13 protein-coding genes are annotated in these 15401 nt (G+C 70.6%); 3 read left to right on the top strand and 10 right to left on the bottom strand.

What is annotated here, in order from left to right:
• Positions 1–387 precede the first annotated feature (387 nt).
• From Ae331Ps2_RS32850 to Ae331Ps2_RS32860, 3 genes are all read right to left on the bottom strand, one after another.
• Positions 388–708: a hypothetical protein gene (locus Ae331Ps2_RS32850; RefSeq protein ID WP_337819634.1), complete on the bottom strand. Its 321-nt coding sequence runs from the start codon at positions 706–708 to the stop codon at positions 388–390.
• A gap of 3 nt (positions 709–711) precedes the next feature.
• Positions 712–1110 carry a hypothetical protein gene (locus tag Ae331Ps2_RS32855; protein WP_212611810.1) on the bottom strand — a complete coding sequence of 133 codons (399 nt, stop codon included), beginning with the start codon at positions 1108–1110 and terminating at the stop codon, positions 712–714.
• Positions 1111–1242: 132 nt separating this feature from the next.
• The gene (locus tag Ae331Ps2_RS32860; RefSeq protein WP_212611811.1) at positions 1243–1515 is read right to left on the bottom strand and encodes a helix-turn-helix domain-containing protein; all 273 of its coding nucleotides are present in this window, start codon (positions 1513–1515) and stop codon (positions 1243–1245) included.
• 1545 nt (positions 1516–3060) lie between these two features.
• Between Ae331Ps2_RS32860 and Ae331Ps2_RS34455 the strand changes: the two genes are divergently transcribed.
• Positions 3061–3429 (top strand): histone-like nucleoid-structuring protein Lsr2, encoded by a 369-nt coding sequence (locus Ae331Ps2_RS34455; RefSeq protein WP_371335821.1) that lies wholly within the window; start codon positions 3061–3063, stop codon positions 3427–3429.
• Between the two features lie 1359 nt (positions 3430–4788).
• On the opposite strand, the gene Ae331Ps2_RS29125 is transcribed toward Ae331Ps2_RS34455, so the two are convergent.
• Positions 4789–5160 carry a hypothetical protein gene (locus Ae331Ps2_RS29125; RefSeq protein WP_075313331.1) on the bottom strand — a complete coding sequence of 124 codons (372 nt, stop codon included), beginning with the start codon at positions 5158–5160 and terminating at the stop codon, positions 4789–4791.
• A 477-nt stretch (positions 5161–5637) separates the two neighbouring features.
• Positions 5638–6312, bottom strand: coding sequence for an META domain-containing protein (locus Ae331Ps2_RS33900; RefSeq protein ID WP_075329846.1), 675 nt, complete (start codon positions 6310–6312; stop codon positions 5638–5640).
• Between the two features lie 445 nt (positions 6313–6757).
• Between Ae331Ps2_RS33900 and Ae331Ps2_RS29135 the strand changes: the two genes are divergently transcribed.
• Together Ae331Ps2_RS29135 and Ae331Ps2_RS33905 are read left to right on the top strand one after the other, a co-directional pair.
• Positions 6758–7045 carry a hypothetical protein gene (locus Ae331Ps2_RS29135; protein ID WP_139317239.1) on the top strand — a complete coding sequence of 96 codons (288 nt, stop codon included), beginning with the start codon at positions 6758–6760 and terminating at the stop codon, positions 7043–7045.
• A complete protein-coding gene (locus Ae331Ps2_RS33905) occupies positions 7042–8616 on the top strand; it encodes a relaxase/mobilization nuclease domain-containing protein (protein ID WP_075329847.1) in 1575 nt (524 codons plus the stop codon). Before Ae331Ps2_RS29135 ends, Ae331Ps2_RS33905 begins: the two co-directional genes overlap by 4 nt.
• 37 nt (positions 8617–8653) lie before the next feature.
• Here Ae331Ps2_RS33905 and Ae331Ps2_RS29145 read toward each other — a convergent pair whose 3' ends face one another.
• The 5 genes from Ae331Ps2_RS29145 to Ae331Ps2_RS34050 form a co-directional block, all read right to left on the bottom strand.
• Positions 8654–9295 carry a plasmid pRiA4b ORF-3 family protein gene (locus Ae331Ps2_RS29145; RefSeq protein WP_075329848.1) on the bottom strand — a complete coding sequence of 214 codons (642 nt, stop codon included), beginning with the start codon at positions 9293–9295 and terminating at the stop codon, positions 8654–8656.
• Positions 9296–9383: 88 nt separating this feature from the next.
• Positions 9384–10310, bottom strand: a complete 927-nt coding sequence (locus Ae331Ps2_RS29150) for a hypothetical protein (protein WP_139319256.1) — start codon at positions 10308–10310, stop codon at positions 9384–9386.
• A 466-nt stretch (positions 10311–10776) separates the two neighbouring features.
• Positions 10777–12504: a hypothetical protein gene (locus Ae331Ps2_RS29155; protein ID WP_075329850.1), complete on the bottom strand. Its 1728-nt coding sequence runs from the start codon at positions 12502–12504 to the stop codon at positions 10777–10779.
• Positions 12501–13124 (bottom strand): DUF4913 domain-containing protein, encoded by a 624-nt coding sequence (locus Ae331Ps2_RS29160; protein WP_175582029.1) that lies wholly within the window; start codon positions 13122–13124, stop codon positions 12501–12503. The genes Ae331Ps2_RS29155 and Ae331Ps2_RS29160 overlap by 4 nt, the downstream gene beginning before the upstream one ends.
• A gap of 74 nt (positions 13125–13198) precedes the next feature.
• Complete coding sequence (locus Ae331Ps2_RS34050) at positions 13199–15247, bottom strand: type IV secretory system conjugative DNA transfer family protein (RefSeq protein ID WP_075329852.1); 2049 nt, start codon at positions 15245–15247, stop codon at positions 13199–13201.
• Between the last annotated feature and the right edge of the window lie 154 nt (positions 15248–15401).

Here is a 15401-nt window from a genome sequence, read left to right on the forward strand (position 1 = left end):
GGCCTCACAGGCTTTATGGACCTCACAGCCTGGGTCTAGGGCTGGTCGGCGCGGCGGGCTCCGCCGCGCCTGGATCTCCCACGGGGCTTCCTTCCCCGTGGTGATGGCGGTCCCGGCACCTGCAGCCCCCTTCATGATCGCTCTGCAGGTGCCGGGACCAGCTCCTTTTCTATACCCACTTCTCTACCTACCGCGGCCGGGGCGGGCATCATCGCTGCCGCCTGGACGGCGCGGGGTCGCACGACACGTGCTGGACGCCCGAGAGTGCTGCCGGCGCCCGCCGCGGGGCCCGGCCGAGACCGGCGGTCTTGACCCGCACCGGGCGAAGGAAACGCAGGTCCCCGACAGAGTCGCTAGTGCGTTGACCACGAACGTTCACCGGTTTGGTCATGCAGCGGTGCTGGGGCGGCCCCAGCGCTGCTGGCGTTCGCTGCGGACGCGGGCGCGTTCTCGTCGTTGGGCGGCGAGGACGTCGGGGTGGCGGGCGTTGGCGTTGCGCCAGCGCAGGTAGTCCTGCAGCCGCCGGGCCAGGACGGTGTGGTTCGGGTGGTTCGACGCGCTCATCGTGAAGGTGCGCAGCGGCCCGAACTGGGCCTCGATCGGGTTCGCCCATGAGGCGGAGGTCGGGGTGAAGCACAACTCGACCTTGTGCCAGGCCGCCCACGCCCGGATCTTCGGTGTCTTGTTCGCCGAGAGGTTGTCCAGGATGACCTAGACCGGTGCGCCGTCGGGACGGGCCGCGCGGATCGACTGGAGTGCGGCGAGGGTGTGGTCGCCGCCTTTGCGGCGTCGGGTCACGCCCCAGAGCTGGTCGTCGCCCAGGCTGTAGCAGCCGTGGAAGTAGCGGATCCCGTGTGTGCGGGTGTAGGTCGCGGGCAGGCGGGTCGGTTTGGTCTCCGGTGCCCAGGTAACCCCGTGGCAGGGGCGGATCGACAGCGGCCCGAACTGGTCGAAGGCGAAGCAGCGGCCCGGGAATCGACTGATCACCTCCTCGATCCGGTCGAGCTTGGCGTCCTTGTCCGGGTCGGTGGACTCCTTCCAGGTTCGCGTCCGTTGAAACGAGACCCCGGCCTCGCGCAGGATGACCCGCAGCCGCTCACGGCTGATCACAATCCTGTGCTCGTGGCAGCGGCCCCAGGTGAGCGGCGAGTTTGCGGATGCTCCACCGGGTGAACGGCAGGTCCAGCTTGTCCGGGCGGGTGGTGGCCGTCGTGACGATGAACGCGATGTCGGCGTCACTGATCAGGCACTGATCAGGCGGGGACGACCTCCCGCCCACTGAGGGTCCAGCGCGGCCAGCCCCCGCTCGTTGAACGCGTGGATCACATCGCGCACGGTGTCCTCGTCGGCGGCGACCAGGCGGGCGATCGCCGGCACCGGGGTTCCCGACGACGACGCCATGATGATCGACGCCCGACGGACTCGGATCGGGTTCCCCCGCCCGCGGCGCACGATCAGGGTCAGCCGCCGCCCCTCCTCCTCGGTCAGCCGTCGTGCCCTGACCGGTCCAGCCATTCCGAAGCCCCCACTCCCGCCGCCGACGCAACCTCAGCGCCGAGAGTGGGAGTTCCCGACCCGCTCGACCGGGACATCACCCGGCGTGTCGCCAAACCGGTGAACGTTCGTGGTCAACGCACTAGATGATCCTGTAGCGAGCCGCGGCGCGTCGGCGCAGAGTGGTGATATAGCTGGCCCCAGGTAGGTGTGGCGCGGCGGTCAGTCTGCGCCGTCCGCTGCTGCCGATCGCGACTTTGCCGGGGCCCTGCCAGCAACGGGACCGGTTTGGGACCGGCCGGGGATGTGGCCCGGGGTGCGGATGGTCGGGGCCGGGTCCCGGCGGTGTTGTGCCGTGTCCGGTTACCGTGGGCGCAATTCGGTCTGTGGATATTTCTGATGGGTGGGGTTGCGGTGGGGTATGAGCGTTCCAGGGCGTCGGGGTCGGGTTCGTCGGATCGGCAGCCGTCGCGGCAGTCGTCGGCGCGGCGTGTGCCGGATCGGTGGGCGGGGTCTGGGTCGGGGCGGGGGCCGTGGGGTCCGTCGCCGGCTGGTGGTGTGGAGCGGTCGTATTTTTGTCGTTCGTGCAAGTTGACGGCGGTGGGGATCAGCGTCCCGACCGGTTGGTATTTGTTGGAGCGTTCCCCGGGTGGTGGGGGGCGGCATCTGCGGTTGGGGATGTACTGCTCGTTGGCGTGTGTGTTGTCCGCGGCGGAGGATCTGAAGCTCGGGGAGAAGGAGCATGCTGGGCGGTTGGGGACGCCGGCGGATGCGGAGCGGGATCGTGCTCGGATTTTGGAGCGGGCGGAGACGATGATCCGGCGGGGGATGTCGGCGAAGGCGGCGGCGGATGTTCTGCAGGTGCCGCCGGCGGCGTTGCGGACGTGGTTGAAGGCCGCGGGGGTCGCGGTGGTACCTGACTCTGCAGAATCTGCTGCGGAGTCTGTGGGGTCTGCGGCGTCGCGGGCGGCGGTGACGCCGGTGTTCGCGGCTCCGGGCAGCGTCCCGCCCCCGGCGGCTGGGACGGGACGTGCTGGCGCCGGCGCGGTGCAGGCCGCGGCGGCGTCGCAGGTGGGCCCGGGCGCGGGACACTCTGCCGACGTCACTGCTGGTGTTACTGCTGGTGTGGTGTCCGGGTCGGGGTCTGCTCGGGGTGAGGGTAGCGGTGTGGGCGGTGGTTCGACAGGTCCGGGGCAGAGGAAGCCGACCGGCCCGAAGGGCAGCGGGGGAAAGGGCGCCGGGGGAAAGGGTGCTGATGGGAAGGCTGGGGGGGTGCCGGGTGGGGTGAAGCCGGGTCAGGATCCGGTGTTGGGGAAGTACACGTCTCCGCGGGCGTTGTTGCATCATTGGCGGCAGGTGGAGCGGATCACGGATCTGGAGATCGGTGCGGTCCCGGCGGGGGTGGGGAAGTCGGGGCATCCGCAGGGGTTCGCGGCGACGGTGTCGGCGCGGCTGTTGGTCGGGGATGCTGCGGGTGAGGTGGTCACGTGTACGGCGACGGAGGGGGCGAAGATGAAGGCGTGTGATGTTGCTGCGTATGCGGTGGCGAAGATCTTGCGCCCGATCATGGACGCTGCCGCTGTCGCCGCTGCGGCGGCCCCGCCTGCAGCGGCCCCGCCTGCGGTATCGGCGGGTGCCGCTGCCTCTGCTCCCCCTGCCTCTGCTCGGCCCGCCCCAGGTCGGCCTGCCTCTGCTCTCGTCCCCGAGTCAGGGCGGCGTGGCGGCGTTGCGGGTGGTGCCGGCCCGGATCATGCCTCACCTCAGCCTGCTGGTGGTCCGGCTGCCACTGGCCCGGCTGGTGGTGGGGTGGATGCGCGGGTGGTGCGGGAGTGGGCTCGCGTGAACGGTTATGTGGTCGGGGAGCGTGGCCGGATCCCAGCGCAGGTCCGGGCGGCTTATCTCGCTGCGGCGGCCGGGTCGGTGCCCGGCCGGTGAGTAGGGGCGGATGACTATCCCCGACGACGACGACGACACCGACACCGACACCGACGACGCCGACGACGCCGACGCTGCTGCTGCCGCGTCGGCTGGGGCTGCGTCGGCTGGGGCTGCGGTGGGTGAGATCGTGCGGGTTCGTCGGGTCGGGGATGCGGTGCGGTCGGCTCGGCGGGCGGCGCGGGGGGTGGAGCCGCATCCGGTGTGGGGGCAGCGGGAAGCGGATGCGCTGTCGGCTCTGGGGGTGGTGGCGGCGTTTCTGGATCATCACGCTCACACTGATGTCGCTCGGGTGGTCACCGACACGCTGCTCGCTTCCCTCAGTTCCCTCGGCTTCCGCGCCGGTTGTGGTGACCTCTCCGGTTGTGGTGACCGCGCTGCTCGTGGTGACGTCGGGGATCCCGCGGACCGCCCGACCGGCCCGGCCGGCGCGGGTGGCCCGGCAGGCGCGGGTGGCGCGGCGCCGGCCGGTGCTGTTGGGTCGGGCGCTGCTGGTTCTCGGAGTCGTCGGGGGCCGGCCCGGCGTGGTGTCGCCCATGACGGGGATGTCCCTCTGGCGTTGTGGCCGCTCGCCGACCCTGCCGACCCTGCCGGTTCCGCCGGCCCTGTCTGCCCCGATGACTCCGGTGGAGTCGAGGTTCCCGGCGGTTCTGCTGCGGGTGCCGGTGGTGAGGTCGCGGTGGCCGACTTGTCTGCCCCGTCGGTGGGGGTGGTGCGGGCGTGGGCGCAGGCTCAGGGGTATGCGGTGGGTGCTCGGGGGCGGTTGTCGGGGCAGGTGCGGGATGCGTATCTGCGGGCGCATCCGGAGTTGACCGATCCCGGTCGTGGTGGGCTCGGTCCGGGCTGATCCGCTGTGCCCGGCCCCCCGGGGCCTGGGGGTTTTCTGGATCGTTTCCAGTTTTATGGGGCCGGTGTAGAGCCGCCGGTTCGGGTCGGAGCCGGCACCAGTGAGCGTTTTTCGTCCTGGTTGACGACACCAAGAGACAGGCGCTCGCTAACAGCGGAGGTGCGCGTGTGGATGCTCTTACCGCAGGTCATGCGGGCGATCATCCGGTGGGGGGACACCGCGGGAGCGTCGCTGTGACCTGCACGAACGGCAGGTTGGAAAACACTCAGTGTCTTCCTTCCTGGTTCTCAAGATCGAGCCAGTGTTCAGACACTCCGGCAAAGCGGGGGGACCTCAGGGGATGTGGGAGAGCCCCGCTCCGGGGGGTGGGCACCCTGTGCGTCAGTGCCGTGGTCCCTCGGGGCGGGGCTCTGTCTGTGTGCGGTCTGTGTGCTGTTGGTGGTCAGGCGAGCAGACCGCGTGGTCGCCGGGTTGGTAAAGGCTCTACCCAGCGTGCGGTGGGGTCGGGGTTGTTACTTGTGGCCCTTGACGGTGTCTCCGGCGGCGCCGGTCTGGGCGCAGTTGTCGGACTGGTCGGTGACCGAGTGTCCGGACTTCGCGGTGCCGGATCCGAGGATCCCGAGTGCGCCGGTGAGGCCGTTCGCGGCGGCGGCGTCCTCGATGGGGACCTGCAGCCCGATGAGGTTGAGCGGGATGTTGTTGTTGCAGGCCTGGATCGGGACGTTGATGTTGTTGCCGTTGAGGCCGGCGATCAGGCCCTCGGCGCTCTTGTCGATCCCGTCACCGTGGTCACCGCTGTGGGTGCCGTGGGCCATGGCCACCGGCGAGAGCGCCATCAGTGATGCGGCCGAGGCGGCGACGACGATCCCGGTCTTCTTCCACATGGGGTATGTCCTCCTGGTTGTTGCTGGCACGTCGGATACGAGGGGAGCCCGTGCCGGCTGCAACGAGAGGGTTCAGGTGGGGTAACTGCAGGTCAAACACTGTCACCCGGCCCGCGCGCGGCGCGCACGGACTGTTGCTGCGACAGCCGTCGCGACCACCCGTACAGGAGGTGTCTGGTCGGACAGGGGACACGGTCGTGTCACGCACCGTGGTCCTTCCTGGTGTGTCCTGATCTGTCCTGGTTCGCCACGGTCCGGCGGCGTCCGGCGGCGTCCTGTGGGGTCGGGGGCCTGAGTGTCGGGGTGGGCCGGGCCGTCGCCGGAGGGGTGGGCGGCCCGGCCCTGGTGGGCGGTCGCGGGTGGCGTGCGCTCCCCGGCGCGCCGGGTGGGTGCGACCGCTGCAGACCCGAACACCTTCAGTGTGACGTATCGCACTGCGTGGGGGAAGGGTGTTGTCGTGGGTGCGGTGCCGGGGTGTCAGGGGTGGCGGGTCAGGGTGGTGGTGGTGTCGTCGCCGGCGGGGCCGCGCAGGACGAGGGTGTTGTTGGTGATGTCGGCGTGGCTGGTCTGGGTGAGCCAGTCGGCGATGGGGATGTTCTCGCAGGTCATGAGGGTGGTCGGGTTGACGGTGGCGGTGAATGTGCCGTCGGTGTGGACGCCCCAGGTGCCGGTCAGGTGGTTGCAGCCGTCGGAGCCGGTCCAGTGTCCGTCGGGGGTGAACTCGACGAACGCTCGTCCTGCGGTGGTGTCGTGGGTGGGGGTCCAGTGGCCGATCAGGGCCTGCTGCAGGGGATGCGCGGAGGGGGCATCGGTCGGCATCGGCAGCGTGGTCGGCGTGGTCGGCGTGGTCGGGGCAGTCGGGCCGGTCGGTGTGGTGAGTGCGGCGGGTGTGGCGGGGAGGGGGCCGACGGCGTGGGGGCCGTCGGTGTCGGTGGTGGTGGTGTCGGGTCGGGGCACGTGGACTCCTGCGGTGGGGTGCGGGGGCTGGTGCTGTCCGGGTTCCCAGACCTCGTAGTAGGGCTGCTGGGCGGCGGCGGGCTGGGGGGCCGCGGCGGCGGTGGTGCTGGTGGCGAGTGCGCCGGTGGTGGTGAGTGCGGCGGCGGCGAGGAGTGCTGCGGCACCGGCGCGTCGTGTGCGGGAAGTCGTGTGCATGGGTTTCACCTAAACACGGTTACTGACGGGTAGGTCTGGTCGACGGTAGGTGACCGCGACGCCTGCGGCGGAGCGGGGTGGGTGTCGCCTCCGGCGGAGCAAGTTGTGTGTTTTCTAGTAGAAAACACGCGTCGGGTCGTCGGTCGTGCGACACTCACCTCGGGCTCTCGCCCGGGGGTGTGCTGGGTTTGAGTGGGTAGGAGGTCGTGAGCGGATGGCGGGAATGCGTCGTGGGCGTGCGGTGGGGGGGCGTCCGCATTCGTTGACGGTGTGGTTGTCGTCGGAGGAGCGGGTTGTAGTGGAGGCGGCGGCGGTGCGGTCGGGGATGGCTGTGGGGGCGTGGTTGGGGGTGGCGGGTGTGCGGTCGGCGGAGGCTGATGCGGCGGGGGTTGACGGGGCTGGGTCAGGTGTGTCGGTGCGGTCGGCGGGGTTGTCGGGTGCGCGGATGCAGGCGTTGATGGGGTTGCGGGCGGAGTTGATGGAAGACCGTCGGGTGCTGCGCAATGTGGGGGGGAATCTCAATGACATCGCTCGTGTGGCGAACGTCGATGGCGTGGTGGAGGTGTCGGCGGGGCGGGTGTTGGACCTTGTCGGTAGGGCGGTGGAGCGGATTGATGCGTCGGTCGCGGTGGTGGATGAGCAGGTGGGGGTGGAGCGTGCGGTGGTGCGGTCGCGGTCTCGTGCTCAGTGGGTTCCGGGTTCGGTCGCGGAGGGGTCCGGAGGGGCGCGGTGATCGCGAAGATCAGTCGGGGGTGGCGGCTGAGTGGGCTCGTCTACTACCTGATGGGCCCCGGGCGGGCGAACGAGCACGTCGATCAGCGGGTGGTTGCGGCGTGGGATGGCTGTGTGGAGGTGCACCAGCCGTCACTGCGTGCGGATGGGAGCTTTGATGTCTCCGGTGTGGTGGCGGAGTTGAGCGATCCTGCGGTCGCGGCGGGGGTGTCGTTGAGACCGCAGGCGGGGGGAGAGAGGCGACCGAAGCAGGGCCCGGTGTGGCATTGCTCGTTGCGGTGCGCTCCGGAGGACTCGGAGCTCAGTGATGAGCAGTGGTCTGAGGTCGTCGAGGATTTGATGGATCGGACGGGGATCGCACGGCGGGGCGATCTGGACGGATGCCGGTGGGTCGCGATCCGCCACGCTGGTGATCATGTGCATGTGGCGGCGGTGTTGGTGGGGCAGGTGTCGGGGCGGCGGGTGTCGCCGTCGTTTGACCGGCGTCGGGCGCGTGAGACATGTCAGGTGTGGGAGGAGCGTCTGGAGTTGACGCGGACGGCGGCGGCGGATCGGTCGTCGGTGTCGGGGCCGTCGCGGGCGGAGTTGGAGAAGGCCACCCGTCTGGGGTGGGAAGGTCCGTCGCGGGTGTGGTTGCGGCGTCAGGTGCGGGCGGCGGCGGTGCAGGCGCGGGATGCGGAGGGGTTCGTGTCGGTGTTGTCGGGGCTGGGGGTGTCGGTGAGGCCTCGTTACGCGGCGGCGGGGGATCGGGCGAGTGGGATGGTGGGGTATGCGGTGTCGGTGCCGGGGGACAAGAACGTGGAGGGGCGGTCGGTGTGGTTCTCGGGTCGGCGGTTGGCGGCGGATCTGTCGTTGCCGAATCTGAGAGCGCGGTGGGCGTCGGCTGTAGCGGGGTCGGGTTCGGGGAAGTCGGCGGCAGTGGTGGAAGGCTCGTTGGGGGCGCGGGTGTCGTCGGAGCGCTGCGCTGCGGTGGTGGCCGGTGCGGTGTCGGCGATGGGGCAGGCGGCTGCGGCGTTGTCGGCTGCGCGGTCGTCGTCGGGGGGACTCTCTGACGGTGACGGGGATGGTGTTGCGCACGCGGTGGGGGACATGCTGGCTGCGGTCGGTGTCGTGACCGCAGGCCAGGATCCTGGGGGGCGGGTGGCGGCCGCGGCAACGGATGTGTTCGATCGGGCAACTCGGGTCCCGGGGCGGGTGTTGCCGTCGCGGTGGTCTCCGGTCGCTGTGGGGTTGCGGTCGGCGGCGTGGGAGTTGGCGGCGGTCCGGGGTCTGGGCGCCTCCGGTGAGGCGGATGCGGGCCGGTTGATCGTGGCTGTGGCGGCGGTGGTCGCGGAGGTCGCGGCGTTGCGGGAGGCCCAGCAGCGGCCGGCGCAGGCTGCGGCTGCGCGGCGGGGCTACGCGGTGTTGGCTGCTGTCCCGGCTTCGGCGGCTGTTTCGGTGGGTCGGGCCTCGGTGCTGGTGCAGGATCGTCAGGATTTGTCTCGTCCGGTGGGGCCGGTGTCGCCGTTGCGGTCCGCGTCTTGGGGGCGTGGGGGCGAGTCTCCTGGTCGCAGCCCCGGGCTCAGGCGGTAGGGGGCGGGTCGGCGTCTCCGGGTTCGGCCTGCGGGTGTCACAGCATCAGGTGCAGTGCGGTGTTGGTGGCGTCGAGGTCGAAGTGGTTGGGGTCGTACTGGTCTGATCCCCACCATTGGACTCGGTCGGCGTGTTCGGGGTGGTCGGGGTCGGCGAGTGCGTCGAGGAATTCGGCGTAGCCGGGTGTGCCGCCGACGTCTTCGGGTGGGCAGGCGCCGCGGCCGTCGATACAGCGTGGGTAGCGCACTGCGGGCTCGGCGGTGGTGAGCGCGGTGACGCTCAGGGTGTGGTGCCAGTTGTCGCCGAAGTCGTAGACGTAGTCGGCTTCCTGCCCGACCTGGAAGAGCTGGGCGAGGGTGACGGCCTGCTCGTCGTGGGTGCGGTCGCCGAGGTCCCAGGCGGGGTCCCAGTCCGGGTCGGGGATGCCGTAGCAGGTGTCGTTGATGGTGAACCTGTGCAGGTGGGAGCTCTCCCACCCCATTGCTTCCTGGATGACCTGGTGCAGGTCGGCGAGGGTGGCCTCGGCGGGGACCTCGACGGTCCGGTGGACCTCGGGGTCGACCTCGAGTAGCGCGATCCCGATCCGGAAGATCGCCGACCGCCCCGCCGCCGGCTCGGGTGTCGGCGCTGTCGCTGGTGGGGGTGCCGCTGCTGGTGTTGTGCTGGCGGTAGGAGTCATGGGCTGTGATGTTCTCATCGGGTACGCCCGGTCTCGGGTAGAGGTCCGTGCAGGTGTTCGTGCAGGTGTCGGCGCAGGTGTTGCGGGTTCACGGTTTCTGTCGGGCGTCGTGGATGAGGTCGGTGGCGTAGTTCTCGCGTCGGATGCGTTGGTCGTGGTAGAGCAGGGCGGCAGCGCCGATGCTGTAGCTGCAGCTGATGGCGAACACCCCGGCCAGCGGGGTCGCGGCGGTCAGGATCGCGATCCAGGGTGGGGCGATCATCCCGATCCCGATCCCGATGATGATGGCGGGGACGGTGATCAGGGTGGTGGGGATCAGGATGATCACGCTGATCGCGGCGAGGACGGCGAAGCAACGCCACCAGGACCGATGGACCAGCTCCAAGGACCGTCGTAGGGCTGCCCCGGCGGTGAGTCCTTCGATGACTGCGGCGGCGGGGGCGAGGGCGATCAGGATGGAGACATAGATCAGCAGGAGGGCGGAGGCCACGGTCAGGATCGCGACCACTGCGGTGATGGTGTCGGTCCCGACAGTGTCGGGGATGTCCGGGGATATCCAGGATGGGATCGCGGCGGTGGTCTCGATGAGGGTCGGGATCAGGCTGAGGGCGGCCACGACTGCCCACACTCCGTAGAGGGCCCGCAGGTGGGGGCGGGCCGCGGTGAAGGCCTGGGACAGGGTGAGCCGGTCCCGGCCGAGGACGGCGGGGCGCAGCGTGGACAGCACGACTGCGTGCGCGGGTGGGGCGACCACGAACAACAGCGCGGTCAGCACGAGGGTGAACAGCAGGTCCCGTGGTGAGGTCGCCACCGGTGCTGCTGCGGCTGCTTCAGCGGCGGCCGGGTCCGCTGCTGTGGCGATGGTGTCGAGGTCGAGGATCCACCAGCCGGCCAGCCCGCCGACTCCGAACAGGGCAAGTGCTGAGAGCAGGGTCGGGACCAGCACGGCTGCCGGGTTGGCGCGGATGAACCGGCCCGCCGCCGCCACGATCTCGTGCCACCGCAACGCCTGCAACGACACGATCCCCGGCTTCGGCGCCGGTAGGCCCGGTCCTGCCGGATCGTGAGACCCGGGTGAATCATCTCTACCCATCGATTTCTTTCCACTCTTTCGTTGGGGGAGGGCGTATTCGTTGTATCGGTGCCGCCCGGGGGGAGGGGAATCAGTCCAGAATTATGGCACCGTTCAGCGTCGGAGGTTCGCTGCGGCTGTCGTTAGCGACCGAATACGGTCTGTGGTGATTTTCGGGGGGCTCATCTCGCGGGCGGCGTGCGGTGAGTGGCTCCTCGTCCGATCCGGATCGCCACCAGGGGACTGGTGATGATTCGTTGTGTGTACGTCGTTGGGTGCACGATCGGTAGTGCAGCACGGAGTCGTCGATCCGGGCAAGGTCAGCTGCTCGTCCCGCACGCGTAATGACGGAACCTGTGGTTCGGTGCGAGGTTAGTTCGAAATGGGATGTATGCGCGTTTTCGCCGAGTCAGGGGTGGAGTCGTGGTGCGTGGGCGTTCTGTTGTTTTCGGCCGGCGCGGGCCGGGAATGGCGGCGTGGGCGGCGGCGTGTCTGTTTCTGCTGGGCGGTCGAGGGGTGTGGTGATGGAGGCTGGGGCCCTGTCGTCGGGGTGCGCGGCCGGGGCAGAGTCGTTCTCCGGTTCTTGCTGGTCAGGATCGAGTTCCCTGTGCTGTTCCTGAGTGGGCTCATCGGCGGCGAGGTCGGGAGGCTGGATCGCGGTGGGGTGGTCGGAGGAGAGGATGGTGTCGATGTAGTCGTCGTCGGCTGTGGTGCCGGCGCCACGGGACGCGCGGAGTGCTTCGCGGTCGAGGGCGTTGGTCGGGTCGAGCTGGCCGATGTCGAAGGGTGTCGGCGGCACCTGCTCGTCCACCGTGCTTTCGTCCATCCTGCTCTCGGTGGCTGTGCTCTCGGTAGTCGCCGTCGGGATCGTGCTGGTCGGTGCGTCGGTGTTCTGCCTGGCGTCAGCGGCGTCTCCGGCCGCGGTGTCGTGTCGTTTGCAGAAGGTGAGGCTGCGGTCGAGGACCGAGCGCAGGTAGATCGCCGGGGCGCGGGCGGCGCGGACCCGTTGGGTGGGTACCCGGGCGAGTTCAGCGGCCAGGTAGTTGGTGGCGGTGTCGTCGTGGTGCCAGGTGTGGAGTCGGCGGGCGAGGCTGGGCCAGTGCCGGCACGCGGTGACCGCGGTGGTGGTGTCGGGGTCGAGGTGGCGGCGTAGGAGCTGGGCTGCGGCGTGCAGGTCGGTCCCGTGTTGTGGCGGCGCGGCCCGGTCGTGGCCGCTGGTCGGGGGGCGTGGCTGCTGCTGAGGTGCGGTGATGCCGTCGGCGGCCAGGGTGTCGAGTGCGGCGGCCAGGGCGGCGCGGGGCCGCTCGCGGTCGAGGGTGTCGGGGTCGATCGCGGCCAGGACGTCGGTAGGGCGGTAGCCGCGTTCGTCGAAGTCCCGGAGGCGGCGGTGCAGGCCTTCGAGGGAGCCGCCGTCCGGGGCGTCGAGGTTCGGGGCGGCGCTGTCCGGGTCCGGGCCGACCGGGTCTGCGTTGTGGAGGACTGCGGTGGTGAGGTCGGGGTGGTCGGGCCAGGCGGTGTGCAGGGCGTGGCGGACGTGCTCGGTGAACTGGGTGTTGGTGGTGCGGAGCTGGGTGCGGGCGTGGTCGGCGCGCAGGCAGCCGTAGACGCCGAGGTCACGTAGTTGGAGCAGGGTGCGTTGCTGGCCGACCGCGACCTCGTCGCGCAACGCGGCGGCGAGGTCGCGGTCGGGGACGACGACGAACACCGACAGCTCTTTCCCCCCGTTATCCCCGCTCTGGCCGTGGGCCCACAGGCCCCAGCGGCCCGGGCCGCCGGAGGGCGCGGTTGCGGGGATGGGGCCGATAGTGGTGTGGACGGTCCATCCGAACTGCGGGTCCGGGCTGGTCAGGAACTCGAATCCGGCCGTGGCGGCGGAGCCGGCTGCTGCGGCGTGGCGGAAGGCGGTCTCGTCGGCGGCGGCCATCGCCGCGACGCGCGGGTCGAGATCGCTCGCGTACTGGGCGCCGCGGCGCAGCGCGGCGTGTTGGTGGCTGAACGCGGCTCGGCCGTGGGTGAGGCGGTGGTGGCGCAGGGTGGTTGCGATGGTCAGCGCGAGCCGTACCCAGGTTTGGGACTGCTCGCGGCCGAGCCCGAGGGCTGGGACTTCGCTGATCGGGGCGTCCGGCGCTGCCGTCATCGCTGCTGCCCCTTGTCATCTGCGTCGTCGGTGGCCATAGCCTCGCCGGGTTCGGGTTCGGGTTCGTCGGGGTGGGGGTCTTGGCGGAGGTAGCCGACGGTGGGGTCGCCCCGGCCGGGTGGGCGGTGCTGTCCGCCTGGGCAGGCGGCGAAGGGCCCGTGGTCGCTCATCAGGACCTCGAGGGCATGGTCGAGGTGCTCGAAGTAGGCGACCAGGGCGGTGCCGGTGCCGGTCTCGGGGTCGGTGGCCTCGCCCCAGGCCCGGTACAGGGCACCGAAGCGGGCGACGGCTTCACGGTGGCGCCACCAGGAGCGACACCACCGGATCCGCCCCTGCCCCTGGGGCAGTTTCCGCTCGCACCGCTCGGCGATGGTGCGCCGGACCCACGGGAGCAGGACCAGTATGTCCGGTGCGGCGCGGCGGTCCCTGTCGTCACAGCCGTCCTCGTCGCCGTCCCTGTCGCCGTCTGTGCCCGCGGCGGTGTCCTGGGTGCTGTCCCGTGCGGTGCGCAGGGTTGCCTCCAGCCGGTCGAAGGTTCCGGCGAGGGTGTCGAGTTCGTCGGTGAGGGCGGCGACGCGGCGGTCGAGCAGGGTGTGGTCGTCGCGGAGCGTCTCGATCAACACCACATGATCAGCGCGACGGTCTTCGGTGTCGCCGGTTCCGGTGCCGGTGTGGCTGGTGCTGTTGCTGCTGGTCACGGTGACTTCGCGTCCGCGTCTTGGTCGTGGTGTTGTTGGGTGTGGGGTCGGAGGCGGTGGGCGAGGGGGTTGTCGGGGCCGAGGTGGGTGATCGCGGTGTGGCGGATCTCGGCAGCTACCTGGGTGGCGGCGGTGGTGATGTCGGTGTGGGTGTGTCCGGTGCCATCTGGTTCGCGGTACCAGGGCATGAGTTCGACGACGGTGGGGCGTGCCCCGGTGGCCAGGCAGATGGCGTAGCGCTTGTCGAGGGCGGCGATGTCGGCGACCGACATCGCCGCTTTGTCCCTGGTGGAGTACGAGGTGGAGGTACCGCCGCTGGAATGGGTACGGGAGACCGTCGGGAGTTCGAGGTCGCCGAGCAACGCGGAGAGGTGGCGGGTGAGGTCGAGGTCGGTGACCCCGGCCCCGACCAGGGTGATGGTGGCGGCGCCCCAGAGCTTGTTCATCCCCGCCGCGCCCCAGACGTCGGTGCCTTGGGGGAAGGACTGCAGGAACGTGGCGACCTGGATGCTCATGGAGCCGAAGTAGGAGTAGAGGTCGGGCAGGTTCGCGATCGGGCATACGTTCGCGGCCTCGTCGAGGATGACACGCAGCGGCGGGTCGCAGCGTCCGCCTTGGGCGGCTGCGGTGTGGGCGGCGATGCGCAGGAGGTGGTCGACGACGGCGGCGATGACCGGGGCTCCGGAGCCGGGGCCGTCCTGGGTGAGTAGATACAGGGTGTCCCGCGGCGGTGTGACCTGGCCGGTGTCGGGGTCGGTGTGGCCGACGATGAAGGTCCACGGATCCAGCTCGGCCACGGCGGCGGGATTCTCGGGTGGGGTGCGCCAGGTCTGGGGTGGGGTGATGATGCGGGTGACGTGTTCGTTCTCCAGGGCGCCGAGGGTGGTCAGGGCGCCGGCGAAGATCCCGCCGCGGGTCTCGGCGGGTGCCTCGTACTGGGCTTGCAGTCCGTCGGCGACCTCGCTGAACCCGTGGGTGCGCAGGATGGCGACCGGGGTGGGGTCTTCGGTGGCGGCCCAGCGGCGGACGTCGCGGATCGATACCGGCGCCCCTGCCGGTGCGCGGTCGGTGGGGATGCGGTCCCCAGCTCTCGCCGAGTAGGCGGCGGCGAGGACCAGGGCGGCGAGCAGACGCCGGGAGGATTGGGCGAAGAACTCCCCGCTCCCGGTGCTGCTGGTGGTGGGACCGGTGAAGTGGGCGAGCAGGGTGGAAGCGTCCGCGAGGTCGTGGACCGGGGCCAACGGGTCGAGCCACCAGGTCTGGTCGATGCCGGTGAGGTGCTGTGGATCGGCCACCCACACCCGGGCCCCGTCGATGGCGGCGCGCAGGCGTGCGGTGAGGGTGTAGATGTCGTTTTTGTTGCTGGTCGCGATCACCGGCCCGGGCGCGGACAGGATCGCGGGAACGACCAGTGCGGATGTCTTGTTGGAGCGGGGTCCGGCGATGACCAGGATGACGTCTTCCTCGGAGGCGTAGACCCGCCGTGCTCGCTCGCCACCCACGACACCGTCCAGGATGCTGTTCGGGATACGGCCGAGGAGCATGCCGAGGTCCCGCTCATCCATCTGCCGGGGCCGGTGTTGCTGTGCGTCGTGCGGGTCGGTGGCCTGTGGGTGAAGCAGAGACGGGCGCAGCTCGGTGGCACGGTGGTGGGCGGCGCGGCCGCGCATCCCGGGCAGCGCGTTGCGGGTGAGCGCCCTCGGGGGTCGTCCTGGGCGGGTCGTGTCGCGCACGCTCCATGCCACGGTGATGGCCACGATTGCCGCGGCGAGGACGAACGCAGCGATGACGAGGACGGTCCAGAACAGCGGTCGTGACCCGGCATGGCCGATGAGTGGGTCGAGGTTTCCGGTCCCGGTGGCGGTGATCAGGGCTTTCGTCGTGGCCGAGCCCCATCCCGGTGCCGTGTCCGGTCCGGCGAGGGCTGCGGCCGACCAGACGAGGGTGATGGCCCCGGTCCCGGTGGCGAGGACTCCGATCAGCGCGAGCGGGGCGGCGAGTTGGGCCCATGGGATCCCTGGCTGGTGCTGCGGCGGCGTGGTCACGGGGCGGTCACCGCCGGGCCCGGGTGGTGTCATCGGGGGTGGGGCGTGGCTGGTGGTGCTGTCCCGGGTCGGTCGGGGGTCTCTGGCCCGGGGCGGCACCACCAGTGCCATCGGACGTGGGTCCGGTATCGCGGTGGTGATGCTGCCAGCTCAC

It is taken from the genome of Pseudonocardia sp. Ae331_Ps2 (genome assembly GCF_001932405.1).
Classification (GTDB): Bacteria; Actinomycetota; Actinomycetes; order Mycobacteriales; family Pseudonocardiaceae; genus Pseudonocardia.